Origin of the sequence: Streptomyces sp. WG7 (assembly GCF_049975785.1) — a bacterium.
In the GTDB taxonomy this organism is placed as follows: domain Bacteria; phylum Actinomycetota; class Actinomycetes; order Streptomycetales; family Streptomycetaceae; genus Streptomyces.
In genome coordinates, this window is record NZ_JBNGGE010000048.1 from 14323 (window position 1) to 38293 (window position 23971).

At 71.4% G+C, this 23971-nt stretch carries 23 protein-coding genes and 1 tRNA gene; 12 read left to right on the plus strand and 12 right to left on the minus strand.

All coding sequences use genetic code 11. The features are described 5' to 3' along the window. Positions 1 to 28: 28 nt before the first annotated feature. The gene (locus ACP4J0_RS31830) at positions 29 to 268 is read left to right on the plus strand and encodes a hypothetical protein (protein ID WP_426602183.1); all 240 of its coding nucleotides are present in this window, start codon (positions 29 to 31) and stop codon (positions 266 to 268) included. Between the two features lie 480 nt (positions 269 to 748). Here ACP4J0_RS31830 and ACP4J0_RS31835 read toward each other — a convergent pair whose 3' ends face one another. Then, entirely contained in the window at positions 749 to 2071 is a 1323-nt protein-coding gene (locus tag ACP4J0_RS31835) for a hypothetical protein (protein WP_426602184.1), read from the minus strand. 358 nt (positions 2072 to 2429) lie between these two features. Between ACP4J0_RS31835 and ACP4J0_RS31840 the strand changes: the two genes are divergently transcribed. Continuing rightward, complete coding sequence (locus ACP4J0_RS31840; RefSeq protein WP_426602185.1) at positions 2430 to 3917, plus strand: peptidoglycan D,D-transpeptidase FtsI family protein; 1488 nt, start codon at positions 2430 to 2432, stop codon at positions 3915 to 3917. A 70-nt stretch (positions 3918 to 3987) separates the two neighbouring features. On the opposite strand, the gene ACP4J0_RS31845 is transcribed toward ACP4J0_RS31840, so the two are convergent. Then, positions 3988 to 4341, minus strand: a complete 354-nt coding sequence (locus ACP4J0_RS31845; RefSeq protein WP_426602186.1) for a winged helix-turn-helix transcriptional regulator — start codon at positions 4339 to 4341, stop codon at positions 3988 to 3990. Between the two features lie 215 nt (positions 4342 to 4556). Between ACP4J0_RS31845 and ACP4J0_RS31850 the strand changes: the two genes are divergently transcribed. The 6 genes from ACP4J0_RS31850 to ACP4J0_RS31875 all read left to right on the plus strand — a co-directional run bounded on the left by ACP4J0_RS31850 (position 4557) and on the right by ACP4J0_RS31875 (position 12092). Then, on the plus strand, positions 4557 to 5462 hold the full coding sequence (locus tag ACP4J0_RS31850) for a DUF2797 domain-containing protein (protein ID WP_426602187.1): 906 nt from the start codon (positions 4557 to 4559) through the stop codon (positions 5460 to 5462). Between the two features lie 302 nt (positions 5463 to 5764). Beyond that, positions 5765 to 6502, plus strand: a complete 738-nt coding sequence (locus ACP4J0_RS31855; protein ID WP_030403173.1) for a response regulator transcription factor — start codon at positions 5765 to 5767, stop codon at positions 6500 to 6502. After that, positions 6499 to 8046, plus strand: a complete 1548-nt coding sequence (locus ACP4J0_RS31860; protein ID WP_426602188.1) for a sensor histidine kinase — start codon at positions 6499 to 6501, stop codon at positions 8044 to 8046. The genes ACP4J0_RS31855 and ACP4J0_RS31860 overlap by 4 nt, the downstream gene beginning before the upstream one ends. Before the next feature lie 14 nt (positions 8047 to 8060). Continuing rightward, positions 8061 to 9455 (plus strand): glycosyltransferase, encoded by a 1395-nt coding sequence (locus tag ACP4J0_RS31865; RefSeq protein WP_426602189.1) that lies wholly within the window; start codon positions 8061 to 8063, stop codon positions 9453 to 9455. Positions 9456 to 9785: 330 nt separating this feature from the next. Further along, positions 9786 to 11276 (plus strand): MFS transporter, encoded by a 1491-nt coding sequence (locus tag ACP4J0_RS31870; protein WP_426602190.1) that lies wholly within the window; start codon positions 9786 to 9788, stop codon positions 11274 to 11276. Between the two features lie 57 nt (positions 11277 to 11333). Beyond that, positions 11334 to 12092 carry a TetR/AcrR family transcriptional regulator gene (locus ACP4J0_RS31875; RefSeq protein WP_426602191.1) on the plus strand — a complete coding sequence of 253 codons (759 nt, stop codon included), beginning with the start codon at positions 11334 to 11336 and terminating at the stop codon, positions 12090 to 12092. A 320-nt stretch (positions 12093 to 12412) separates the two neighbouring features. Here ACP4J0_RS31875 and ACP4J0_RS31880 read toward each other — a convergent pair whose 3' ends face one another. Together ACP4J0_RS31880 and ACP4J0_RS31885 are read right to left on the minus strand one after the other, a co-directional pair. Continuing rightward, the gene (locus tag ACP4J0_RS31880; protein WP_426602192.1) at positions 12413 to 12883 is read right to left on the minus strand and encodes a PPOX class F420-dependent oxidoreductase; all 471 of its coding nucleotides are present in this window, start codon (positions 12881 to 12883) and stop codon (positions 12413 to 12415) included. Between the two features lie 9 nt (positions 12884 to 12892). Next, positions 12893 to 13309: an STAS domain-containing protein gene (locus ACP4J0_RS31885; protein WP_426602193.1), complete on the minus strand. Its 417-nt coding sequence runs from the start codon at positions 13307 to 13309 to the stop codon at positions 12893 to 12895. 209 nt (positions 13310 to 13518) lie between these two features. On the opposite strand from ACP4J0_RS31885, the gene ACP4J0_RS31890 reads away from it, so the two are divergent. Both ACP4J0_RS31890 and ACP4J0_RS31895 read left to right on the plus strand, forming a co-directional pair. Next, positions 13519 to 14268: an ANTAR domain-containing protein gene (locus tag ACP4J0_RS31890; protein ID WP_426602194.1), complete on the plus strand. Its 750-nt coding sequence runs from the start codon at positions 13519 to 13521 to the stop codon at positions 14266 to 14268. A gap of 18 nt (positions 14269 to 14286) precedes the next feature. Next, complete coding sequence (locus ACP4J0_RS31895; RefSeq protein WP_426602195.1) at positions 14287 to 14988, plus strand: ANTAR domain-containing protein; 702 nt, start codon at positions 14287 to 14289, stop codon at positions 14986 to 14988. Between the two features lies 1 nt (position 14989). On the opposite strand, the gene ACP4J0_RS31900 is transcribed toward ACP4J0_RS31895, so the two are convergent. From ACP4J0_RS31900 to ACP4J0_RS31910, 3 genes are all read right to left on the minus strand, one after another. Next, positions 14990 to 15811 (minus strand): YceI family protein, encoded by an 822-nt coding sequence (locus ACP4J0_RS31900; RefSeq protein ID WP_426602196.1) that lies wholly within the window; start codon positions 15809 to 15811, stop codon positions 14990 to 14992. 108 nt (positions 15812 to 15919) lie between these two features. Continuing rightward, complete coding sequence (locus tag ACP4J0_RS31905) at positions 15920 to 18466, minus strand: MFS transporter (RefSeq protein ID WP_426602197.1); 2547 nt, start codon at positions 18464 to 18466, stop codon at positions 15920 to 15922. A 13-nt stretch (positions 18467 to 18479) separates the two neighbouring features. Continuing rightward, the gene (locus tag ACP4J0_RS31910; protein ID WP_426602198.1) at positions 18480 to 18980 is read right to left on the minus strand and encodes a MarR family winged helix-turn-helix transcriptional regulator; all 501 of its coding nucleotides are present in this window, start codon (positions 18978 to 18980) and stop codon (positions 18480 to 18482) included. A 272-nt stretch (positions 18981 to 19252) separates the two neighbouring features. Here ACP4J0_RS31910 and ACP4J0_RS31915 point away from each other — a divergent pair, with 272 nt between their 5' ends. Next, the gene (locus ACP4J0_RS31915; protein WP_426602199.1) at positions 19253 to 19450 is read left to right on the plus strand and encodes a hypothetical protein; all 198 of its coding nucleotides are present in this window, start codon (positions 19253 to 19255) and stop codon (positions 19448 to 19450) included. A 360-nt stretch (positions 19451 to 19810) separates the two neighbouring features. On the opposite strand, the gene ACP4J0_RS31920 is transcribed toward ACP4J0_RS31915, so the two are convergent. The 4 genes from ACP4J0_RS31920 to ACP4J0_RS31935 all read right to left on the minus strand — a co-directional run bounded on the left by ACP4J0_RS31920 (position 19811) and on the right by ACP4J0_RS31935 (position 22632). Then, a complete protein-coding gene (locus ACP4J0_RS31920; protein ID WP_426522989.1) occupies positions 19811 to 20749 on the minus strand; it encodes an RNA polymerase sigma factor SigF in 939 nt (312 codons plus the stop codon). Positions 20750 to 21042: 293 nt separating this feature from the next. Beyond that, entirely contained in the window at positions 21043 to 21981 is a 939-nt protein-coding gene (locus ACP4J0_RS31925) for an RNA polymerase sigma factor SigF (RefSeq protein WP_426602200.1), read from the minus strand. A 181-nt stretch (positions 21982 to 22162) separates the two neighbouring features. Next, on the minus strand, positions 22163 to 22456 hold the full coding sequence (locus ACP4J0_RS31930) for a Dabb family protein (RefSeq protein ID WP_426602201.1): 294 nt from the start codon (positions 22454 to 22456) through the stop codon (positions 22163 to 22165). Beyond that, positions 22456 to 22632: a hypothetical protein gene (locus ACP4J0_RS31935; RefSeq protein WP_426522992.1), complete on the minus strand. Its 177-nt coding sequence runs from the start codon at positions 22630 to 22632 to the stop codon at positions 22456 to 22458. The genes ACP4J0_RS31930 and ACP4J0_RS31935 overlap by 1 nt, the downstream gene beginning before the upstream one ends. A 731-nt stretch (positions 22633 to 23363) precedes the next feature. Between ACP4J0_RS31935 and ACP4J0_RS31940 the strand changes: the two genes are divergently transcribed. Next, on the plus strand, positions 23364 to 23822 hold the full coding sequence (locus ACP4J0_RS31940; protein ID WP_426602202.1) for a hypothetical protein: 459 nt from the start codon (positions 23364 to 23366) through the stop codon (positions 23820 to 23822). Positions 23823 to 23885: 63 nt separating this feature from the next. Here the strand turns inward: ACP4J0_RS31940 and ACP4J0_RS31945 are convergent. After that, a tRNA-Ser gene (locus tag ACP4J0_RS31945) sits at positions 23886 to 23970 on the minus strand. Position 23971: the final 1 nt, after the last annotated feature.

Here is a 23971-nt window from a genome sequence, read left to right on the forward strand (position 1 = left end):
GCCCATCCCGGGTCTCGGTGGACTGTCGGTGCTTGACACCCACCTGCTTGCAACTCTCGCACGAGGGACTGACAGCCGCAAGAAAATCATGCTCTCGTTGGCTGTTGGGCTGGCATGTGTGATCAACGGTGACACGATGACCGGCGTTCTGCGACAAGCCACTTGGCTGGTGATCGCGGTGATCGCTTTGCTCATCGTTCAGACGGTTGCTGGACACCTTCCGCAGCCTCGTGTCAAGCCCGCTCAGACGCCTGACATCAACGGCTGACACCAGCAGCCGCGTACGGACGCGGATCGGGGCGCACGGCAGCGGCCAGTGTCTAGTGGTCGAACAGCCGAACATCGAGTTTGCTCGGGTGCCCCGATCGACCTGATAAGGATGAGGCCGACGCAGCCGGTGGCAGTACAGCAGTGAGGTACAGCAACCACAGCAACCGGCCCCGTCCGGTGGCGCCTTTGAGAGGCCAGAGCGCGACCGGTATGACCCTCACCGACCGATCCACATAGAGCTACGGATCAGAAGGTTGCAGGTTCGAATCCTGCCGAGTGCACATCGGATCAGAGGCCCCGTGGATCACTCCACGGGGCCTCTGATTTTTGTTTCACAGTCCTTGTCGCACGGTATTCGCCTCGCGATCTGTGTCCCTCGCGGCCTGTGTCCCGCAGCCTGTGCCGCACAGCGGCGCGGGCCGGCCGCCCGGACCGAGTGCACGGGACGGTGCCCCGGGTCCGGGCGGCCGGCTGCGCGTCAGGCGTTCGCCGCGGCCTTGCGGCGGCGGATGGCGAAGACCGTACCGGCGCCGAGTGCGACCGCGACGGCGCTCGTGACGGCGAGCGGCGCCATCGCGGAGGACGTGCCGGTCTTGGCGAGGTTGCCGGCGGTGTCGGCCCCGGTGGCCTGTGCCTGTGCCTGTGTCTGCGCCGGCTGCTGGGGCGCGCCGCCCTGTGCGGAGGGGCCCGTGCCCGTGCCCGTGCCGGGGGCCGCGGTGTCGGGCCGCTTGTCGTCGTTCCCGCCGGGCCGGCCGGGCGTGGCCTCGTCGACCGCACCGGGCTTGCTGCCCGCGGGCAGGATCTTGAACTCGTAGCGCTTCATCGGGCCGTGGACGCACGGCTTGTACGCGTCGGAGGCGTCACTGGCGAACAGCGCGAGGGCGTCGGTGGCCCGGGCGGCGGAGTCGATCCGCATCCGCAGCCGCACGTCGCTCCGCCCGCCCGGCTTCAGGGTGCCGACGGGACCGATGTGCTCGGGCCCGTCACCGGTGAGGGCCTGCCAGTCGGAGCCGGTGGACCACTTCACCTCCAAGGGGTTCTTCCCACCGCTGTGTTCACCGGTCGCGTGGACGAACACCAGGGGGTCCACGGTCAGTGTGCGCTCGGTGCCATTGGTCACGCGCAGGGTGAAACCGACGGTGGTGCCCGCGACGACTTCGGACGGCAGCCCCGTCACGAGTGAGGTCAGGCCGTTCTCCCGGATGCATTTCCTGGCGGCTTCGAGTGCCTTTTCGGCGGTTTCCCTGGCCGTGCTCGCCTTGTCGAGGGCCGCCGTGAGCAGACCGTACTCACGGGTGGCCGCCACCCTGGCGTCGCTCAGCGCGGTGTTGGCTTCCTCGGCCGTGATGTCGGCCTCCTGCTGGGCCTTGACCGCTGCCACCAGATCGGCTTCGGCGGTTTCGAGGGCCTTTCGCGCCGCGGCCCTGTCGGTGTCGTTCCCGGCCGCTTCGAGCGCGGCCTCGGCGTCCGCGACGGCCTGCTCGGCAGTGGTCCTGGCGGCCGCCGCGTCCTTGGCCGCCTTGGCGGCGGTGATCGTGGCCGCCTTGAGCGGGTGCGTGTCGGAACCCAGGGAGTCCAGGGTGGCCTTGAGGTCCTTCAGTCCTTTCTCCTTGGCGGCGACGGCGTCCTCGTACGCCTTCCTCGCGTCGGCGGCGGCCTTTTCCAGCTCCGTGTACGTCGGCTGGTTCTGTATCTGCGCCGCGGGCTTCCCGGCGGCGAGGGCCGGAGCGGCGGTGAACAGCGCGACGGGCGTGGTCACCGCGACGGCGGCGGCCACAGCGAGGCAACGGCGAAGCTTCACTGAGAACCCTTCCCTGGTGGGAGAGAAAAAGGAGAACGGCCGCGGGAAAAGCGTGTGCGGGCAGTCTGAATGATTCGAATAGTTTATAGCTGAAGTGAAAGAAAGGTGCTCCTTTTTGTTCGGGCTGCGGTTATTCTTGGCGATTCCCTTCCGGGTAAACTGGACAGGCGGGGATGGTTGTTCACCGGAGCCGCGTTCTTTGTGTGACTCATGTCACTCGCCCTCAATCGTCGGGAATTCGCGCGGGAGTTGACGGCAGCCCTGGCGGCGCTGAGGGCGCTTGGTGTGTTTAGGGTGTGCGCATGCTGCGACGACGCATCTCCATATCCATCCGGCCGAGACTCGGTGGGGGCACCCGGTGAACAAGCCGCTGAGGGCCGTGGCGATCTTCTGTGGGCTGCTGGTGCTCGGCCTGCTGATCCGCGCGAACTGGCTGCAGTACGTCCGGGCCCCGGAGCTCGCCTCGGACACGAAGAACCGGCGGGTGCAGATCGAGCAGTTCTCCACCCCGCGCGGAGACATCGTCGTCGGTGGCCGGGCCGTCACCGGCTCCGCCGAGACCGAGGGCACCGACCTCAAGTTCAAGCGCACCTACGTCGACGGGCCGATGTACGCGCCGGTGACGGGGTACGCGTCGCAGGCCCAGGGCATGACGCTGCTGGAGAAGACCTACGACTCCATCCTGACCGGCAAGGACGACCGGCTGGCGTTCCAGCGGTTCGCCGACATCGTCAGCGGCGAGGGCCGGCGCGCCGGCTCCGTGGTCACCACCATCGACCCGAAGGCGCAGAAGGCGGCCTGGAAGGGGCTGACCGACCTGAAGGGAGCCCGGGGCGCCGTCGTCGCCCTGGACCCGGCGACGGGGAAGGTGCTGGCTCTGGTCTCGGCGCCCTCCTACGACCCGTCGACGTTCTCGGGCGGCACCTTCAACGAGTCGGACCGCTTCGTCGCGCTCACCAAGGAGAAGAGCAAGCCGCTCGCCAACCGCGCGCTGCGCGAGACCTACCCGCCGGGCTCCACCTTCAAGATCCTCACGGCGGCCGCCGCGCTGGAGCACGGGGTGGTCAGCGACATCGACGCCCGCACGGACGCCGCATCGCCGTACAAGCTGCCGCAGTCGACCAACAGGATCGGCAGCGAGGCCGGTGACGCCGTCTGCGACAAGGCCTCGATGAAGGTCGCGATGCAGCACTCGTGCAACAACGTCTTCCTGGACGCCGCCTCCGAGCTGGGGCAGGACAAGATGCGCGAGACGGCCGAGAAGTTCGGCTTCAACGAGGACGTCTACTCCGACGACTTCGGCGACCTGCTCGCCACCAAGAGCCTGTACCCCGAGAACCTCGACAAGCCGGGCACCGCGCTCACCGGCATGGGACAGGGCAGCCTCACCAGTACGCCGATGCAGATGGCCATGGTCACCGCCGCCCTGGCCAACGACGGCAAGCTGATGCAGCCCTACATCGTCGACGAGGTCAAGGGACCGGACCTCGGCACGCTGGAGAAGACCGAGCCCGCGGTGATGAGCGAGGCGGTCTCCGCCGAGACCGCGCAGAAGGTCCAGCAGATGATGGAGTTCACCGCCAAGGAGGGCAGCGCCAAGCGTGCCCTGATCGACGGCATCACGGTCGGCGGCAAGACCGGTACCGCGCAGCGCGGTGTCGACGTGGACGACGAGGTGCCGTACGGCTGGTTCGTCTCCTACGGCAAGAAGGACGACGGGTCCTCCGTCGCCGTGGCCGTCTTCATCGATCCGACCGAGATGGACATCTCCCGTTCGGACATCTCCGGTGGCCGCCTCGGTGCGCCCATCGCCCGCAGCGTCATGGAGGCGGTGCTGAAGTCGTGACGCCACCGGGGTTCGGGGTGAGTACGGCGAGTACGGCGAGTACGGAGTAGTGGGGCGGGTGGCGGGTGCGTCAGGCCTTCGTCGCGTCGTATGCGGCGCGGGCCTGCTCGACCGCCGCCATCCGCCGCTCCGTCCACCGTGCGAGGTCCCGGACCTGTTCGGCGGCCTCCCGGCCGAGGTCCGTGAGGGAGTAGTCCACGCGGGGCGGGATCACGGGCTTGGCGTCCCGGTGGACCAGACCGTCGCGCTCCAGCGTCTGCAGGGTCTGGGCCAGCATCTTCTCGCTGACCCCGCCGATCTCCCGGCGCAGTTCGCTGAAGCGGTACGAGCGGTCCAGCAGCGCGATCAGGGCCAGGGTGCCCCAGCGGCTGGTGATGTGCTCCATGACCAGGCGCTCGGGGCACATGGTGTTGCTTGCTGCCATGGCCGTACGTTACTTCGGGGCCGGCACCCTCGACCGGCCGGCGGAGCCGTTCCAGGCGCCGGCCGACCGCGGTCCATGCCGAGCCGCGTCGCATCGGTGTACGTCCGCCAGGTCCGACGTACACCGAGCCCGGCCCCGGCTTCCACGTCGCCGAGCGGGATGAGGGCAGGCGGCGCGTAGGGCGTTGTCAGTGGCTCCCCATACCCTCGACAGCGATGGCACAGGCATGGAAATGCGCGGGGCTGCGGTGGGCGGCGGACGGTCCCGTGCTCGCGTGGGCCGGGGGGCGGCGCAGCGCGCTGCCCCGGGGGAAGCGGGTGGCGTTCGCGGTCGCCGAGGGGGGTGTGCGGACATGTGTGGGGGCACGGGGGCACGCGTGTCCGGTGCGGGCCGGTGTGCCGGGGCGCAGTACGGGGGCGCGGTGCGAGGAGTGCGCGCGGCTGGACCGGGCGCACTCCGTGGCCGCCGACACGATCGCGGACGATCCGCGGCCGTACCGCGTGTACCTGGCGTGGTTCGGGCCGGGGCTCGTCAAGGTGGGGATCACCGCACAGGAACGGGGAGCCGCCCGGCTGCTGGAGCAGGGCGCGGTCTGTTTCAGCTGGCTGGGCAGCGGGCCGCTGATGGCCGCGCGGCGGACCGAGGAACTGCTGCGCGCAGCACTGGGCGTGCCCGACCGGATCCCGTACGCCCACAAGCGCGCGGTGCGGGCCGGGCTGCCGGCGTCCGAGGAGGGGCGGGCGACCGAGATCGCGGAGCTGCACGCGCGGGCGGTGGCGCTCGGCGGCTGGCCGGAGTCGCTGACGCCGGAGCCGTTCCGGGGTGTGGACCACGCGGGTGTCTTCGGGCTCGACGCGGGTGCGTTCGGAGCCGACGGGGTGGCGGGCCGCGGGCCGGCCGCCGTGGGGGAGGTGGCCGAGCTGGTGGCGGGCGGGGCGATCGGGGGGGAGCTGGTGGCGGCCGCGGGGCCGGATCTGCACCTGGCGACCGAGCGCGGGGTCGTCGTGCTCGATACGCGGCTGATGACCGGGTGGGAGCTGGTGTCCGCAGAGGGGCGGCCGTGCGCCGTGCCCGTGCGGGAGCTCAAGCGAGCGGCTGGAGTACAGGACGGGCTGTTCTGACCTTGTCCGGCGGCTCCTTGCGCCGGGGAGGCGTCCGGGAGGCTCCTGGGAGGTGCCCGGGAGGGAGTGCCCCGGAGTGCCGGGCGCGATCGTGCCTCGGTGGCCTCGGTGGCCTCGGTGGCCTCGGTGGCCTCGGTGGCCTCGGTGGCCTCGGTGGTCTCGGTGGCCTCGGTGGCCCCGGCCGTCGGAACGCTGACCGGCCCTGGTCGACGGGAGCTGGCTGAGAGGCCCCTGTGCGTTTCTCAGAGAAATCACAGCTTGGGGAAAGGGCGCTCTCAGAGCGCCCCGACATGGTGTCCGTTATGACCACGACCTCGCCCCAGGGGCGCACCGAACTGCTGAGGCCGGACGGGAGCCCCGTCCGGGTGCTTGTGGTGGACGACGAGCTGTCCATCACCGAGCTGCTGTCCATGGCCCTGCGCTACGAGGGCTGGCAGATCCGCAGCGCCGGGGACGGACACGGTGCCGTCCAGGCCGCGCGCGAGTTCCGGCCCGACGCCGTCGTCCTGGACATGATGCTGCCCGACATGGACGGGCTGAGCGTGCTGGGGCGGCTGCGCCGCGACCTGCCGGACGTGCCGGTGCTGTTCCTGACCGCCAAGGACGCGGTCGAGGACCGGATCGCCGGGCTGACCGCCGGCGGGGACGACTACGTCACCAAGCCGTTCAGCCTGGAGGAGGTCGTCGCCCGGCTGCGCGGGCTGATCCGGCGCTCCGGTGCCGCCGACCGGCGCTCCGACTCCGTCCTGGTCGTCGGCGACCTCACCCTCGACGAGGACAGCCACGAGGTCACCCGGGGCGGCGACGGCATCCACCTCACCGCCACCGAGTTCGAACTGCTGCGCTTCCTCATGCGCAACCCGCGGCGCGTGCTCAGCAAGGCGCAGATCCTGGACCGGGTCTGGTCGTACGACTTCGGCGGGCAGGCCAACGTCGTCGAGCTGTACATCTCCTACCTGCGCCGGAAGATCGACGCCGGACGCGAGCCGATGATCCACACCCGGCGCGGTGCCGGTTACCTGATCAAGCCCGCGGCGTGAGCGTGCGGCGACGACCGCGGCCGAGAACCCTGAGGACGCGGCTCGTCGTCGCGTCGGTGGCGCTGATCGCGGTGGTGTGCGCGGTGATCGGCACGGTGACGACGGTGGCGCTGCGGTCGCACCTGTACGACCAGTTGGACGGGCAGTTGCGCGAGGTCGCGATGCGGGTGTCCGGTTTCGGACCGCCCGGTGATCCCCAGGCCGGCGGCGGCGACCCGCAGCGGGTGGACCTCGGCGAGTTCGTCAGGCACGGTCCGCAACCGCGCCGCACGGTCGTCGCCGAAGTGCGGGACGGTGTCGTCGTCGACGCCATGTACGGCAGGGAGGACGAGGAGAGCACCGACGTCAGCCGCACCACGGCGGTCTCCCTCAGCGAGACGCAGCGCGCCGCGCTCGCGTCCGTCTCCCGGGACGGAGGCGCACACACCGTCGAGATCCCCGGCCTCGGCGACTACCGGGTGGAGTACCGGAACGGGTACTACGCCGCCGTCCCGACCTCGGACGTCACCGGCACCATCAACACCCTGATCCTCGTGGAGGCCAGCGTCACCGCCGCCGGTCTCATCGCCGCCTCCCTCGCCGGGACCGTCATCGTCGGCGTCGCCACCCGCCCCCTGCGCAAGGTCGCCGCCACCGCCACCCGGGTCTCCGAACTGCCGCTGCACGCGGGCGAGGTGAACCTCGACGAACGCGTCCCGGAGTCCGAGTGCGACCCGCACACCGAGGTCGGCCGGGTCGGTGCCGCGCTCAACCGGATGCTGAACCACGTGCACGGCGCGCTGCACGCGCGGCAGGAGAGCGAGACGCGGGTACGGCAGTTCGTCGCCGACGCCAGCCATGAGCTGCGTACGCCCCTCGCCTCCATCAGCGGGTACGCCGAACTCACCCGCAGGGGACGGGAACAGGTCGGCCCCGACACCCGGCACGCGCTCGGACGCATCGAGTCCGAGGCCGGGCGCATGACCCTGCTCGTCGAGGACCTCCTCCTGCTCGCCCGCCTGGACGCCGGGCGGCCGCTGCAGTTCGGGCAGACCGACCTCGTACCGCTCGTCGTGGACACCGTCAGCGACGCCCGCGCGGCCGGACTCGACCACAACTGGCGGCTCGACCTGCCCGAGGAACCGATGGTGGTGTCGGCGGACGCCGCCCGGCTCCAGCAGGTGCTGGTCAACCTGCTGGGCAACGCCCGCAACCACACCCCGCCCGGTACGACCGTCACCGCGCGGGTGCGGCACAGCGGCGGGTGGCTGTGCGTGGACGTCGAGGACAACGGGCAGGGCATCCCGGCCGAGTTGCTGCCGCACGTCTTCGAACGGTTCGCGCGCGGCGACTCCGCGCGGTCCCGGACGAACGGCTCGACGGGCCTCGGGCTCGCCATCGTGCAGGCCGTGGCCACCGCGCACGGCGGTGGCGTGACGGTCGACAGCGTGCCGGGCCGGACGGTGTTCACCCTGTACCTGCCCGCCCTCCCGGCGCGGCGCGGCGCGGCGTCGCACTCACAGGCACAGCACAGTCCCACCACACGGGTGCGACAGGGGACTTGAGAAGAGTCGGTCCCATGCGAACCGACTCTTCTCCCGGCTCCCTGCCGGCACGGGAGCACCTCCCGGCCGCAGGAGCCGGTACGCCAGTCCTGGACGTAGTGATCCCCGTCCACAACGAGGAGAAGGACCTCCGGCCGTGCGTCCTGAGACTGCACGAGCACCTCACGCGGACGTTCCCGTACGCCTTCCGCATCACGGTCGCGGACAACGCCTCCACCGACGCCACCCCGCACGTGGCGGCGCGGCTGGCGGCGGAGCTCGCCGAGGTCACGTCCTTCCGGCTGGAGCAGAAGGGGCGGGGCCGGGCCCTCGGAACCGTCTGGTCGGCCTCGGACGCCCCGGTCCTCGCCTACATGGACGTCGACCTGTCCACCGACCTGAACGCGCTGCTGCCGCTGGTGGCGCCGCTGATATCCGGGCACTCGGACCTCGCGATCGGCTCCCGGCTCGCCCGCAGCTCACGGGTGGTGCGCGGCGCCAAGCGGGAGTTCATCTCCCGCTCCTACAACCTCATCCTGCGCGGCTCCCTCCAGGCCCGCTTCTCCGACGCCCAGTGCGGGTTCAAGGCGATCCGCCGGGACGTGGCCCGGGTGCTGCTGCCGCTGGTGGAGGACACCGGCTGGTTCTTCGACACCGAGATGCTGGTGCTCGCCGAGCGCGCGGGGCTGCGGATCCACGAGGTGCCGGTCGACTGGGTCGACGACCCGGACTCCACCGTGCACATCGTGCGGACGGCGACCGACGACCTCAAGGGCGTGTGGCGGGTCGGCAAGGCGCTGGCCACCGGTTCGCTGCCGCTGGACCGGCTGGCGCGGCCCTTCGGCGACGACCCGCGCGACCGCGACCTGAAGGACGTACCGCAGGGGCTGGCCCGGCAGCTCGTCGGCTTCTGTGCCGTCGGTGCCCTGTCCACCCTCTTCTACCTGGTGCTCTACAGCGGCTTCCGCCACTTCGGCGGCTCGCAGCTCGCCAACGCGCTCGCCCTGCTGGTCTCGGCGGTCGCCAACACCGCCGCCAACCGGCGGCTGACCTTCGGGGTGCGGGGCCGCGGCGGCGCGGTGCGGCACCAGGCGCAGGGGCTGGTCGTCTTCGGCATCGGTCTCGCCCTGACCAGCGGTTCGCTCGCCGCCCTGAACGCGGCGAGTGCCGACCCGGACCACTCCACCGAGCTGGCGGTGCTGATCGCCGCCAACCTCGCGGCCACCGTGCTGCGCTTCCTGCTCTTCCGCGCCTGGGTGTTCCCGGACGCGCCGCCCACCGTGGACGCGCCACCGGTCACGGAAACGCCGGGACACGGTGTCCGGGAACCACTGAACCCGGATTCCTCCCGCGCCTGGAGCGACGCGACCGTGCGGCTGCGGCCGGTGCGCCCCCGCCCCGCCGACACCGACCCGAGGGACGGACGATGACGACGCACCACGACCCGACGGTGCCCGCGGGGGACACGCGTCCCCCGGACGGCGGGGACTGGGGGCCGCCGGTGGCGCCGGTGGCGCCGGTGGCGCCGCCCGAGCCCGGCCCGTCCCGGCGGCCGCGCCTGCGAGGACTGTGGCGAGGCCGCCCCGAGGACCCCCGCCGGGTCCGGCCGCCTTCCTCGGCCTGCTGCTGGCCACCGGCCTGCTCTGCCCAGGAGGTGACGGCCGGCTCGGCCACCTTCTGCGACCTCACGCAGCCGACGACGGCCTGACCCGGGAAGACCATGCTGTACAGCGTATAAGGGCCCCTATACGCTGTACAGCATGACGACGTCCTTCCAGGAGCGGGAAGCCGCGCCCACGGTCCAGGGCCACCCGCAGCGCTGGCTGATCCTCGGTGTCATCAGCCTCGCCCAGCTGACCGTGGTGCTGGACAACACCGTGCTGAACGTGGCCATCCCCTCGCTCACCAGCGAGCTGGGCGCGGCCACCTCGGACATCCAGTGGATGATCAACGCCTACTCCCTCGTGCAGTCCGGCCTGCTGCTCACCGCGGGCAGCGCCGCCGACCGCTACGGCCGCAAGAAGATGCTGGCCACGGGCCTCGCCCTGTTCGGCCTGGGCTCCCTGGCGGCGGGTCTGGCGGAGACCACCGGGCAGCTGATCGCGGCGCGGGCCGGGATGGGCGTCGGCGGCGCGCTGCTGCTGACCACCACGCTCGCCGTGGTCATGCAGATCTTCGCGCCCGCCGAGCACGCGAAGGCGATCGGCATCTGGAGCGCGGTCAGCGCGCTCGGCTTCGCGTGCGGGCCGCTGATCGGCGGATTCATGCTCGACCACTTCTGGTGGGGCGCCATCTTCCTGATCAATCTGCCGGTCGTGGCGCTGGGCCTGGCCGCGGTCGTGACCCTGGTCCCCGAGTCGAGGAACCGGCAGGGCGACCGCCCCGACCTGATCGGTGCCGTGCTCTCCACGATCGGCATGTCCGCGCTGGTCTACGCGATCATCTCCGGCCCCGAGCACGGCTGGACGTCGGGCAGGGTGTCGGCCACGGCGGCCGTCGCGGTGGGCGTCCTCGCGCTCTTCGCGTACTGGGAGAGCCGAATCCCGTACCCGATGCTCGACCTGGCCTTCTTCCGCGACCAGCGGTTCACGGGCGCGGTGGCGGGGCTGGTGCTGATCACCTTCGGGATGGGCGGCGCGCTGTTCCTGCTCACCCAGCACCTGCAGTTCGTGCTCGGGTACGGCCCGCTGGAGGCGGGGCTGGCGACCGCGCCGCTGGCGCTGACCGTGGTCCTCCTGAACTTCTCCGGGGTGGCGGCGAAATGGCTGGCCAGGCTGGGTACGCCGGTGGCGGTGCTGCTGAGCATGGTGCTGATGTCGGCGGGCCTGGTGGCCATCGCCACGCTCACCGGTGAGGGCTACGCCGGCACGCTGCTGGGCCTGCTGCTGATCGGCGTGGGGTGCGCGCTCGGCAACCCGGCCATGGCACACGCGATCATGAGCTCGATTCCGCCGGCCAAGGCGGGGGTCGGCGCGGGCGTCAACGGTACGTTGGCGGAGTTCGGCAACGGGCTGGGCGTGGCCGTGCTGGGCGCGGTGCTGAACTCGCGGTTCGCGGCGCTGGTGCCGGTGGCGGCGGCGTCCTTGCCGGCGGCGCTGGCCTCGGCGGAGGGCGAGGCGGAGCGGGACCGGGTGATCGACGCGTTCTCCTCCGGGCTGGAGCGCAGTCAGCTGGTGGGAGCGGTGGCTGTGCTGCTCGGCGGTGTGGTCGCGGCGGTGCTGCTGCGACGGGCGGAGAAGGAGAACGCCTGAGGGGTGAGTGCGGGCGGGCCGACCGGCCGGCGGATGACGAGCGAGGAGAATGGGCGCATGGCGAAGGCAGGGCGGCAGGGGCCGCGGGCCAGTGTCTGGCTGGCGGGTGAGGGCCGTCGGAGCGGGCGGCGCGGCGGGCAGCCGTCCGGACTGGACCGGGAGCGGATCACCGAGGTCACCGTCCGGTTGCTGGACGCCGAGGGCCTGGCCAAGTTCTCCATGCGCCGGCTGGCCGCCGAGCTGGACGTCACCGCGATGTCCGTGTACTGGTACGTCGACACCAAGGACGAGCTGCTCGAACTCGCCCTGGACGCCGTCTTCGGCGAGCTGCGCCACCCCGGCCCGGAGGCCGGCGAGGACTGGCGCGGGCAGCTGCGCACGCTGGCCCGGGAGAACCGCAGGCTGCTGGTGCGCCACCCCTGGCTGTCCCAGCTGACCGGCACCTACCTGAACATCGGGCCGCACTCGCTGGCCTTCTCCCGGGCCGTGCAGGTCGTCATGCGCCGCAGCGGTCTGCCCGCGCACCGGCTGACCGGTGCCATCTCCGCCGTCTTCCAGTTCGTCTACGGCTACGGAACCATCGAGGGCCACCTCCTCGCCCGGGCGGCGGGCAGCGGCCTGAGTCCGGACGAGTACTTCCAGGCCTCCATGAGCGCGGTGGCCCAGTCGCCGGACATCGCGGACGTCATCGAGGAGTCCCGGGAGCTCATGTCGGCCCGCGGCGGCGACACGGTCGGGGAGATGCTGGACCGGGACTTCGAGTTCGCGCTGGACCTGCTCGTGGCGGGCATCGAGGCGATGGTCGAACGAGGGTGACCGGCTCCGGGACAGGTCCCCGGTCCCGCACTCGGTCCCGGTCCCGGTCCCGGTCCCGCACCCGGTCCCGCACCCGGTCCCGGTCCCGGTCCCGCACCCGGTCCCGGTCCCGGTCCCGGTCCCGCACCCGGTCCCGGTCCCGGTCCCGCACCCGGTCCCGGTCCCGGTCCCGTGCCGGGTACCCGTGTGACAGGCCCTCGTGCCCGGCTTCGTGACGGATCCCGTGACAGGGGCCCCCGTGCCCAGTCCCGTGTCCGGCCCTGTGACAGGCCCCCGTGCCCGGTCCCCGGCCCACGCGCCCGGTCCCTGGCCTCCCTCGGTCAGTCGTCCGACGCCAGCCGCGCCGGGAAGCCCCCCGTCGCCACCGGACCCCACTTCTCCGGCGTCACCCGAATGATCGACTTGCCCTGCTTCACCATGGCCCGCCGGTACTCGTCCCAGTCGGGGTGCTCACCGGCGATGTTGCGGTAGTACTCCACGAGCGGCTCCACGGCGTCGGGCGTAGCGATGACCTCCGCCGTGCCGTCGATCTGGACCCAGGGGCCGTTCCACTCGTCGCTGAGCACGATGAGGCTGACCCGCGGGTCCCGCTGCGCGTTGCGGGTCTTGGCCCGCTCCGGGTAGGTCGAGACCACGATGCGGCCGGAATCGTCGACCCCGCAGGTCAGCGGCGATCCCTGCGGGCTGCCGTCGGCCCGCCGGGTCAGCAGGATCGCCCGGTGCCGGGGGCGTACGAAGTCCAGCAACTCGTCCAGGGAGACGCGGGTGTTCGTCGCGATGTTCGGTGCCATGCCGTCAGCCTAGGCCGTGCTCCCGCTGCCCGCCCCGCTGCCGGGCCCGTCCGCCGCACCGCTCTCCGGAAGCAGGGCCTCCGTGAGGCTGTCGTACACCGGTACGTCCCGGCGCAGGCCGGAGAGTTCCAGGATGCGGCTCGGTACGCCCTTCGGGGCGGCCACCACGCGCAGCCGGGTGCGGGTGGGCAGGCGTCGGCGTACCCGGTCGAGGAGGCGGACGCCCTGGGAGTCCATGAAACGGGTCGCGGTCAGGTCCAGGACGAGGACGCGCAGACCGTCGGAACGGTGGTCCACCGCGGCCATGATCAGAGGCAGCAGCCCCGTGGCGTTGCAGAAGTCGATCTCGGGGGGCAGCGCGAGCACGGCGTAACCGGGCGGATCGCACGGCTCGCACGGTGGGGGGAGGAAGGTCACGTCACTCACCTGACAGACGTCCGCCGGCTTCCGGTCGAGGCCGCTTCCTGACCCTTCTCCCATTTCATCACGCCGGTGACGGGGTACGGAAGGCGTCCGCCCGGTCCTTCGGCCGGGCGTCACCGTCACGCAACCAAGCAGCTAAAGTGCTGTTCGTCCTGTGCTCGCAGTCGGGAATGTGCTGCGGAGCTCTCCTGCGCACGGCCGTTTGGCCGCGCATGCCGAAGAGGTTCGTGGTGGCTGCGTCCGAATTTACTGATTTGCCGCGTTTTCCGGCGGGCTTCGAGCTGGCCGAGGCCCTGACGGCGGCGGCGCGGCAACTGCACGGGACGGGCACCCCGGACGACACCCTGAACACCGCGGTCGCGCTGGCGGTGCGCCTGCTGCCCGGCGCGGAGCACGCGGACATCTCGGAGGTCCAGCGGGGCAGCCGGCTGCGCACACTCGCCTGGACCGACGACGTCGTACGGTTCGCGGGCGAGTCCCGGGCCGGAGCACGCGAGCCGCACCCGGACTGGGAACGCCTCTGGACCACCCCCGTGGTCCGGATAGACGACAGCGAGTCCGGCGGCGGCGGCAACGCCCTGTGCGGCCTCGGTCTCCGTTCCGCGCTGTCGCTGCGGCTGCGCGCCGACCGGCGCCGCCTGACCGTGCTGACGGCGTACGCCCGCAAACCACAGGCCTTCGACGAGGACGCCACCCGCATCGGCCGGCTGTTCACCGCGCACGTCTCCCTCGCCCTGGATTCGGCGACCGTGCGCGAGCAGCTCACCGAGGCCATGCGCACCCGGGACCTGATCGGCCAGGCCACCGGCATCCTCATGGAGCGGCTGGACATCGACGCGGCCGGCGCCTTCGACTCCCTGGTGAAGGCCTCGCAGCGGGAGAACGTGAAACTGCGCGACCTCGCCCGCCGCATCGTCGACGCGAACACCGGAGCCGGGGGACGAGGCGTGAGCGAGCGGTGACGGGATATCCGTACGGCCATGACCTCGGAGATCCCTGACACGCTCGACCGTGCGATAGCGCGCAGCCAGGGCCTCGACACCCTCCTGCGCGACCTGACCGACCGGGCGGTCGTGCAGGTGCCCGGCGCCGTCGCGTGCTCGGTCACGGTGAGCCGCGCCGACCGGCTGATGACCCTGGCGGGCAGCACCGGCCTGCCCAGCGGCCTGGACCTGCGGCAGTACGAGAACGGCTCCGGCCCCTGCGTGGACGCCGCCGAGACACAGAGCGCCCGGTATGCCCCCGACCTGGCGACGGAGACCCGCTGGCCCGCGTACACGGAGTACGCGCTGGCCACCGGCGTGCGCTGTGTACTGGCGCTGCCGCTGGCCGTCGAGGGCGAGACGGGCGCCGCCCTCAACCTCTACGGCACCGAACCCGACGCGCTGGCCCAGGGCCTCGACGCGGCCCGCGTCTTCGCGGAGCGGGCCGCGCACGCCGTGAACGAGGCCCTGCGCCTGGAACGGCAGCAGGCCTCGGCGGCCGACGTGCGCACCGCCCTGCTCTCCCGCAGCGTCATCGACCAGGCGGTCGGCATGCTCATGGCCCGGGAGCGGATCGACGCCCACCGGGCCCTGGACCGGCTGCGCCGGGCCTCGCAGCACCGGAACGTCAAGCTCCGGGACCTGTGCGGCGAGCTGGTGGCCCGGGCGTCCGGCGGCGCCTCACGCGGCCGGCAGTGACTCAGGCGGTGGGCAGCGACTCCCCCTGGACCGCCTGGATGTCCAGCTCGACCCTGAGCGTCGTACCGATGGCGGCGATGCCGGCCTGGAGGACCTGGTTGTAGTTCATGGCGAAGTCCTCGCGGCGCAGCTCCGTCGTGGCGCGGAACGCCGCCCGGGTGCCGCCCCAGGGGTCGGCGCCGGTGCCGAGGTAGGCCAGGTCCAGGTCGACCGGGCGGACGACACCGTGCAGGCCCAGCTCGCCGTGGACGGTCCAGCGGTCGGGCCCGGCCTCCGACACCCCGGTGGAGCGGTAGGTGATCTCCGGGAACCGCTCGACGTCCAGGAAGTCGGCGGAGCGCAGGTGGGTGTCGCGCATGCCGTTGCCGGTGTCGACGGAGGCCGCCTTGATCACCGCCTCCACCCGGGACTTGGTGACGTCGTCCGGCGCGATCTCGACCGTGCCGGCGAACTCCGTGAACCGGCCGTGCACGCTGGAGATGCCCAGGTGCTGGGCGACCGCCGCCACGCTGGAGTGCGCCGGGTCGACGGTCCACGGCCCGGGCGGCGGCAACTCGGTGCCGCCCTGGCGGGCCAGCGTCACGGTGCCGACCTCGGCCCGGCCGCTCGCGGTGACGAGCGCGCTGGACGCGGCCGGCGCGTAGCCGACGGCCGTGACGATGACGGTGTACGCCCCCGGCGTCAGCGGGGTGGTGTCCCGCACGGTGCCCTCGGTGTCCGCCTCGGCGCGCAGCACCTGCGTGCCGGTCATGTCGGTCACCGTGACGACCGCGTGCGACACGGCCCATCCGTCCCGCGTTCGGATCCTCGCGGTCAGTCCCATCCCGTTTTCTCCCTGCAAAGGCTCAGAAAGTGTCATAAACAAACCGGCCCGTGGTGGGCGGGCGCACCTCCGCTCAGAGCGCGCTCGCCACCACGGGCCGGGGTCTCGCTACTCGCCGGGGTGGGCGAGCTCGATGTCGTGGCCGTCGGCACCCGGGCCGGCGACCGTCAGGGACGTCGCCACCGGCGGGTAGCCGGTCGCGATGACGGTGTACTCACCGGCGTCCAGGTCGGTGAAGGCGTACGCCCCGTCCGCGCCGGTGGTGGCCGTGCCGACCACGTTGCCCGCCGCGTCGACGAGCGTGACGCGGGCGTCGGCCAGCGGACCGTGCGGCGCCCGCACGACGCCCTGGACCTGCGCCCCGGCCTGCAGGTCGACCTCGACCCGGGTGACCCCGGTGCCGCCGACCTCGATGGGCAGGGCGCGCGGCCGGTAGCCGGCGGCGTTCACCGCGACGGTCACCGTGCCCGGCACCAGTTCGGCGAAGGAGAAGTCGCCCTGGTCACCGGTGGCGGCGGTGGCCAGCAGGTCCCCGCGCACATCGGTCACGATCACCATCGCGTCCTTGACCGGCAGCCCGTTCTCCACGGCCCGGACCAGGCCGGTCAGCCCGCTGGTGCCGCTGAGCAGGATGTCGTACGCGACCGGCTCGTCGTTCACGACGATCGTCGAGGCCTGCGGCTGGAAGCCGTCGGCGGAGGCGATCAGGACGTACGATCCCGCGCCCGGCACGTCGACCGCGTAGGAGCCGTCGGCCTGGGCGACCGACCGGCCGAGCTGCCGGCCCGCCAGCGAGATCAGCGTGACGGCGGCCTGCGGGACCGGCGCCGACTCGGCGCCGCGGACGAAGCCGCGGACCGCGATGCCACCGGAGACGGGCGCCTCCGGCGCACCGGAGCCGGTCGCCGTGGCGACGGCGGCGAGCCGCTGCGTCGTCTCGGGCTGGAGACCCCGGTCGGCGACCGAGGTGGCCGCCGTCGCACCGGCCGGAACCGGCTCCGGCGTGACGCGGGTGGCCTCGGCCGGGGCCGGGGCGGCCGGGGAGGCGGTCCCGGCGGTGGCCTCCGCGGCCTGGGCCAGGGCGCCCGAGGTGCGCAGCGGGACCTCCTTGATGAACAGCGTCACCAGGAAACCGAGCAGCGCGATCGGCGCGACGTACAGGAAGATGTCGGCGATGCCGTGCCCGTAGGCGCTCTCCAGCCATTCGCGGATACCGGGGGGCAGCAGGTCCATGTCGGGGATCGCGCCGCTGCCGGAGGCCTTGGCGGCCGCCGCCTGCTCCTGCGGGCTGAGCGAGCCGATGGTGTCCGAGGCGTAGTGGCTGATCCGGGTCGACATCACGGAGCCGAGCACCGAGACGCCCACCGCGCCGCCGAGGGACCGGAAGAAGGTCACGACGGAGGAGGCCGCGCCCAGGTCGCTCGGGGCCACCTGGTTCTGCGTGCACAGGACCAGGTTCTGCATCATCATGCCGACGCCGAGGCCCATCAGCGCCATGAAGATCGCGATGTGCCAGTACGGGGTGTCGTACCGCATGGTGCTGAGCAGGCCCAGGCCCGCCGTCAGCAGCACACCGCCGGCCAGCAGCCAGCCCTTCCACTTGCCGGTCTTGGTGATGATCTGACCGGAGACCGTGGACGAGATGAACAGGCCGCCGATCATCGGGATGGTCATGACGCCCGACATGGTCGGGGACTTGTCCCGGGCCAGCTGGAAGTACTGGCTGAAGTAGACGGTGCCCGCGAACATCGCGATACCGACGAACAGCGAGGCCAGCGAGGCCAGCGTGATGGTGCGGTTCCTGAACAGGCGCAGCGGGATGATCGGCTCGCTGGCCTTCGACTCGACGAAGAGGAAGATCAGCGTCAGCACGATCGCGCCGCCGACCATCGCGCCGGTCTGCCAGGACATCCAGGAGTACTTGTCGTCGGCGAAGGTGACCCAGACGAGCAGCAGGCTCACGGCCGCGGTGACGAAGAAGGCGCCGGCCCAGTCGACCTTGACCTTCCGCTTGACCACGGGCAGGTGCAGCGTCTTCTGCAGCACGACCAGCGCGAGGATCGCGAAGGGCACGCCGACGTAGAGGCACCAGCGCCAGCCGAGCCAGCTGGTGTCGGTGATGACGCCGCCGAGCAGCGGACCGCCGACGGTCGCGACGGCGAAGGTCGCGCCCAGGTAGCCGGAGTAGCGCCCGCGCTCACGCGGGGAGATCATCGCGGCCATGATGATCTGCGCCAGGGCGGCCAGACCGCCGGCGCCCAGGCCCTGAATGCCGCGCGCGGCGATCAGCATCCCGGGGTTCTGCGCCAGGCCGGCCACGACGGAGCCGATGACGAAGACGATCAGGGCTATCTGGACCAGGGCCTTCTTGCTGACCAGGTCCGCGAGCTTGCCCCACAGGGGGGTGGAGGCGGTCATCGTCAGCAGCGAGGCCGTGACGACCCAGGTGTAGGCGCTCTGGCCGCCGCCGAGGTCGCCGATGATCTCGGGCAGGGCGTTGGTGACGATGGTCGAGGACAGGATGGCGCAGAACATGCCGAGCAGCAGCCCGGACAGCGCCTCCATGATCTGCCGGTGCGTCATCGGAGCGTCTCCGGTGGAGCCTCCCCCGTGCTTGGCATGAGCCCGCACACCGGCTGGTGTGGTCGTTGCCATGGACTTCCTTTGCTTACGTGGTGGTCGCGGGTGTACGGGTGGACTGTTCGTCCCCGGACGGTGCGGGTGGCCGGGGAGCGGGTCCCCGGCAGTCGTCGAAGCTGGCCCTGAGGCGGGCCATGAGCCGGGAGAGCTGGCCGACCTCGTCGTCGGACCAGTCGCTCAGCCGGTGGGCGAGCATCTGGCTGGTCCGCTCGGCGATGTCGTCGAGCCGTCCCTGACCTTCGGGCGTCAGGCGCAGGATGCGCGAGCGCTTGTCCGCGGGGTCGGGCGACCGTGCGATCCAGCCCCGGTCGGCGACGTGGGCGACGTGGCGGCTGGTCACCGACATGTCCACGGCGAGCAGCTCCGCGAGCTTGCTCATGCGCATGTCCCCGTGGCGGCCGAGCAGTGTCAGCACGGCGACGGACCCGCTCGGGCAGTCGGGCGGCAGCAGCCGTCCCATCTCCCGTTTCACGGCGCCGAAGGCGCTGAACTGGCGGATCAGCTCCTCGTACTGAGCCTTCTCGGCCATGCGCACCTCCCGTTTTGTTGCTTAGGGCAACCATAGGATCGGTTGGTTGCTACAGGCAAATAAAAACGGTCATCCCGGCATAAAAAGTTGGCAAAGGCAAGTATTGCGATAGTAAACGCGCAGGTGGCGGGCGGTGGGCGGGCGGCCGGGCGGACGGTGGGCGGGTGTCCGGCGTCCGGCGGGCGGACGGTGGGCGCGCGACGGGCAGGGCCAAGGGGACTCGGGAGCCCCGCACTTGGGCCGCATCGGCGGATTCGCTAGTGTCTCGGCCCATGGCTAACAACCAGGGCCCCCAGGGCAATAACGACCCCGCAGGCAGCACCCAGATGTTCCGCGCCTTCGTCGACGACGCCCCCCAGTCCCGCCAGGCGGCCCCCGCCGCCTCCTCCGGGCCCCGCGTCGGCCTGATCATCGGCATCGTGGCCGTCGTGGTGATCGTCGCGGCCGTGGCCTGGCTGGCGCTGAAGTAGAACCGGCGCCGGAGTGGACCGGCGGTGAAGCAGACCGGCGCGGAGCGGACCGGTCCCCCGAGGGTTACGGGCAGGAGCGGACGGACCGGGCCGGGCCGGGCTGGGCCGGTCCGGAAGGCCTCGGTGCGGAGCGGGGACCGGCTCGGAGGGCTCGGCACCGGGGCGGACGGGCCCGGAGGGAGCCGGCGCCGGAGAGCGGCACCCGCACCCGCCCGGCACCGCCCCGCACGGACACGTACGGATACGGCATGCGACGGCGACCGCCGCGGCACCCCCGAGGTGCCGCGGCGGTCGCCGTCGCATGCCGTCGTGCGCGCTCCTGCGCGCTCTGCGCCGTCCGGTCGCCGTCCGGCGCCGGACTCAGTCGGAGATGAGGCCCTCGCGCAGCTGAGCCAGGGTGCGGGTCAGCAGGCGGGAGACGTGCATCTGAGAGATGCCGACCTCCTCGCCGATCTGCGACTGGGTCATGTTGGCGAAGAAGCGCAGCATGATGATCCGCCGTTCCCGCGGCGGCAGCTTGGCCAGCAGCGGCTTCAGGGACTCGCGGTACTCCACACCCTCCAGCGCCGTGTCCTCGTAGCCCAGGCGGTCCGCCAGCGACCCCTCGCCACCGTCGTCCTCCGGGGCCGGGGAGTCCAGCGAGGATGCGGTGTAGGCGTTGCCGACCGCGAGGCCGTCGACGACGTCCTCCTCGGACACGCCCAGCACCGCGGCCAGCTCGCCGACCGTCGGCGAGCGGTCCAGCTTCTGGGAGAGCTCGTCGGTGGCCTTCGTCAGGGCCAGGCGCAGTTCCTGGAGCCGGCGCGGGACGCGCACCGACCACGAGGTGTCGCGGAAGAACCGCTTGATCTCGCCGACCACCGTCGGCATGGCGAACGTCGGGAACTCCACGCCCCGTTCGCAGTCGAAGCGGTCGATCGCCTTGATCAGGCCGATGGTGCCGACCTGGACGATGTCCTCCATCGGCTCGTTGCGGGAGCGGAAGCGCGCGGCGGCGTAACGCACCAGCGGGAGGTTGAGCTCGATCAGGGTGTCCCGGACGTAGGCGCGTTCCGGGCTGTCCTTGTCGAGGGCGGCGAGCCGCAGGAACAGGGAGCGGGACAGGGTGCGGGTGTCGATGGCCTCCGTGGCCGGAACGGCCTGGGCCGGCACGGCGTCGAGGTTCGGCACGGCGTCGAGGTTCGGTACGGCTTCGATGGCCTGTGCGTCATCGACGGGGCCGAGCGCCTCGAGCGTGTCGGGTGCGGTCTCGCTCTCAGCGAGCGCGAGCACCTTCGAGCTGCCCTGGTCTGCGGACATGCCACCCCCTTTGGGTCGCGGGACGGTCACGGCGAACGCTCCCACGCCGGGAACGCAGCCTCCACCTGAATACCGGAGCCGGAGCTCCGGCAAACGCGTCTCCGGCAGAATGTCACATGTCGGCAACGCGCTGTAGTGACATGTCGACATCCGAGACGCGAATACCCCCTGGAAACAGGGGGTCTGACGGTCTTTCGGCCCGATTCCACCCGCAACGGCCCTGGTGAGCGATTCGCTCTCACCGGTGACACCTGGATCGCGCTTTCGATATGCGCGAAGGCCGTGTACGGAGACTACGTGTCGATCCGGTTCGCGGACCTCAGTCGCTGGAAACTACGCGCCAGTAGTCGCGAGACGTGCATCTGGGAGACGCCGAGTTCCGCACTGATCTGCGACTGGGTGAGGTTGCTGTAGTAGCGCAGCAGCAGAATGCGCTGTTCGCGTTCCGGGAGCTGGACGAGCAGGTGCCGGACCAGGTCGCGGTGCTCGACCCCGTCGAGGGCGGGGTCCTCGTAGCCGAGCCGGTCGAGCAGCCCGGGCAGCCCGTCGCCCTCCTGCGCGGCCTCCAGCGAGGTGGCGTGGTACGACCGTCCCGCCTCGATGCAGGACAGCACCTCCTCCTCGGTGATGCGCAGCCGCTCGGCGATCTCGGCGGTCGTGGGGGAGCGCCCGAAGGCGGTCGTCAGGTCCTCGGTCGCGCTGTTGACCTGCACCCACAGCTCGTGCAGCCGACGCGGTACGTGCACCGTGCGGACGTTGTCGCGGAAGTACCGCTTGATCTCGCCGACGACGGTCGGCATCGCGAACGTCGGGAACTGCACGCCCCGCTCCGGGTCGAAGCGGTCGATGGCGTTGATGAGCCCGATGGTGCCGACCTGGACGACGTCCTCCATCGGCTCGTTGCGGGAGCGGAAGCGGGCGGCGGCGTAGCGCACCAGCGGGAGGTTGGCCTCGATGAGCGCCGCGCGTACCCGGTCGTGCTCCGGGGTGCCCGGCGTGAGGCCCTTCAGTTCGCCGAAGAGCACCTGGGTCAGGGCCCGGGTGTCGGCGCCCCGGCTGCGCTGCGGCGCGGCTTCCCGCGCGGGCGACTCCTGGGGTTGCGCGGCCTGTGCGGCCTGTGCGGCCTGTGTGGCTTGTGTGGCTTGAGTGGCGGCCTGGGCGGCTGGTGCGGCGGCCTGGGCGGCCTGTGTGGGCGGTGCGGGCGGTGCTTGAGGCGCAGTACTGGCCGGCACGGTCAACTCCACCTCGTGATCCGTCAACTCTTCCGTAAGTCATCCGTCAAAAGCGGTCATAGCATCACAAGACATGTGCACTGTGTGCAAGCACCGCATAACGTCGTGTTGAGTGAACGCGGGCGTGGACGCGAAGCGGCCCCGCACCGGGCACGGTGCGGGGCCGGAGCGCTGCTGCGGGCTAGAACTCGTAGTCGGCGATCACCCAGGTGGCGAACTCCCGCCAGAGCGCGACGCCCTCCTGGTGCGCGGGGTGGTCGATGTAGCGCCTGAGGGCGTCGGTGTCGTCCACGGCCGAGTTGATGGCGAAGTCGTAGGCGATGGGCCGGTCACTGATGTTCCAGGCGCACTCCCAGAACCGCAGCTCCTCGATCCGGCCGCCGAGCGCCCGGAAGGCCTCGACGCCCTTCACGACGCGCGGGTCGTCGCGCTCCACGCCCTCGTTCAGCTTGAACAGCACCAGGTGGCGGATCATCACTTTCCTCCGTTGGCGGCCCAGGTCATGAAGTCACCGACGGCTGCCGCCGCGTCGGATATGCCCTCGAAGCCGATCTGTACGTAGTCGGCGGCCTTCGCCGGATCCGTGATGATCACATAGAGCACGAAGACCACGAGTACGTAGACGGCGATCTTCTTCGCGTTCACCGCCATCGCGGCCTCCCTGCTGCCGGTTCCTCCAGGCCTTCTGCGCCGGCGGCGAGTGTAACCTTTCTGCGTTTCTCCCCTCACGGGTACTCAGGGCACTCAGGTCTCTCCGGTGCTCCCGCTCCCCGTTGCCGGTCAACGCCATGGCAGGGCCGGGTGTGGCCGGGCTGCCCAAGGCCGCGGGGCGGGGAGCGCCCCGCCGGCGTCTGCACCGGCGTGACCCAGGCCGCGTACACGGGGCCCGCCGCATGCGAGACACCCCCCCTGGTCCGTGGCGCCACGCGTACAGCCGTGAACGGGTGCGGACGGCTTGAACGAGGCGGAACTTGAACGAGGCGGAAAGCGATACGGAGCGTCCGCCGGCGTCCGCCGGCGTCCGCCGCGTACTGCTGCTCCGCGCCGGGAAGCTCCAGCCCGGTACGGCATCTCGATCGAAGACGCGGCGCGTCCGACATCGACCTGCGTCACGCGGCCTGTCAGAATCCGGGCTCTTCCAGGATCGAGCGACAGCGCCCGCCGGTAGCAGGCGCCCAGAGAGCCTCGCTCATTCCTCCCGATTCCCAGCAGGCTGTCGAGCGGCACGGCAGTGTGAAGGCATGGATGCGGAGACGGTGGCGCTCGTGTCTGCCGGGGTGGGGCTCGTGGGGGCGATGGGAGGAGCCTTGATCGGAGGCATCGCCGCTACACGTGGAGCTCGCATGGGGGCGGAGACAGCGGCGAGGGCTACGGAGAAGCAAGTGCGGGAGCAGGCTCTCAACGAGCATGAACACTGGCTGCGCGAGCAGCGACTACAGGCGTACAGGGCCATGTTGGTCGCGTTCGACGAGTACGCCCTCGCCACCACGCAGATGAGCCAGATGCTGGGCAGGCCCAGAACGGACACTGATCCGCGAACAGTCGACATCGGAACTCCGGCGAACGGGGTCACGAGCGCTCGAATGCTGATCATGATGCTGGGCCCGGAAAGGGTTCGTGATCCGGCTACTCAGCTGTGGGAACGGGTGTATCACAGCTATCACAGCCTCTCGAAGTGGCGAAAGGCGTTCATGACGGGGGATGACGCATCGGCCGAACAGGCTCGGGCCGACTGGAGTCGCCTGAGCCAGATGGGGAGCTTCCATGCCGCCTTCGTTCAGGCGGCGACCGAAGCTGTGGCCGACCCACGGCCAAGCAACGGAGCGCCCACTCCGCCGTAGACGGCAACCGGTACGGAGCAACACGAAGGGCCCGGTCTTCCGACCGGGCCCTTCGTCTACCTGCGGTAGCGGAGGGATTTGAACCCTCGGTGACTTGCGCCACACTCGCTTTCGAGGCGAGCTCCTTCGGCCGCTCGGACACGCTACCG

Excerpts from the sequence above, each read along its gene's own strand:
- ACP4J0_RS31845 (WP_426602186.1), bottom strand. The coding sequence starts at position 4,341 with ATGGCAGCAAGCAACACCATGTGCCCCGAGCGCCTGGTCATGGAGCAC.
- ACP4J0_RS31850 (WP_426602187.1), top strand. The coding sequence starts at position 4,557 with ATGGCACAGGCATGGAAATGCGCGGGGCTGCGGTGGGCGGCGGACGGT.
- ACP4J0_RS31855 (WP_030403173.1), top strand. The coding sequence starts at position 5,765 with ATGACCACGACCTCGCCCCAGGGGCGCACCGAACTGCTGAGGCCGGAC.
- ACP4J0_RS31865 (WP_426602189.1), top strand. The coding sequence starts at position 8,061 with ATGCGAACCGACTCTTCTCCCGGCTCCCTGCCGGCACGGGAGCACCTC.
- ACP4J0_RS31870 (WP_426602190.1), top strand. The coding sequence starts at position 9,786 with ATGACGACGTCCTTCCAGGAGCGGGAAGCCGCGCCCACGGTCCAGGGC.
- ACP4J0_RS31875 (WP_426602191.1), top strand. The coding sequence starts at position 11,334 with ATGGCGAAGGCAGGGCGGCAGGGGCCGCGGGCCAGTGTCTGGCTGGCG.
- ACP4J0_RS31880 (WP_426602192.1), bottom strand. The coding sequence starts at position 12,883 with ATGGCACCGAACATCGCGACGAACACCCGCGTCTCCCTGGACGAGTTG.
- ACP4J0_RS31890 (WP_426602194.1), top strand. The coding sequence starts at position 13,519 with ATGCCGAAGAGGTTCGTGGTGGCTGCGTCCGAATTTACTGATTTGCCG.
- ACP4J0_RS31895 (WP_426602195.1), top strand. The coding sequence starts at position 14,287 with ATGACCTCGGAGATCCCTGACACGCTCGACCGTGCGATAGCGCGCAGC.
- ACP4J0_RS31900 (WP_426602196.1), bottom strand. The coding sequence starts at position 15,811 with ATGGGACTGACCGCGAGGATCCGAACGCGGGACGGATGGGCCGTGTCG.
- ACP4J0_RS31905 (WP_426602197.1), bottom strand. The coding sequence starts at position 18,466 with ATGGCAACGACCACACCAGCCGGTGTGCGGGCTCATGCCAAGCACGGG.
- ACP4J0_RS31910 (WP_426602198.1), bottom strand. The coding sequence starts at position 18,980 with ATGGCCGAGAAGGCTCAGTACGAGGAGCTGATCCGCCAGTTCAGCGCC.
- ACP4J0_RS31915 (WP_426602199.1), top strand. The coding sequence starts at position 19,253 with ATGGCTAACAACCAGGGCCCCCAGGGCAATAACGACCCCGCAGGCAGC.
- ACP4J0_RS31920 (WP_426522989.1), bottom strand. The coding sequence starts at position 20,749 with ATGTCCGCAGACCAGGGCAGCTCGAAGGTGCTCGCGCTCGCTGAGAGC.
- ACP4J0_RS31930 (WP_426602201.1), bottom strand. The coding sequence starts at position 22,456 with ATGATCCGCCACCTGGTGCTGTTCAAGCTGAACGAGGGCGTGGAGCGC.
- ACP4J0_RS31935 (WP_426522992.1), bottom strand. The coding sequence starts at position 22,632 with ATGGCGGTGAACGCGAAGAAGATCGCCGTCTACGTACTCGTGGTCTTC.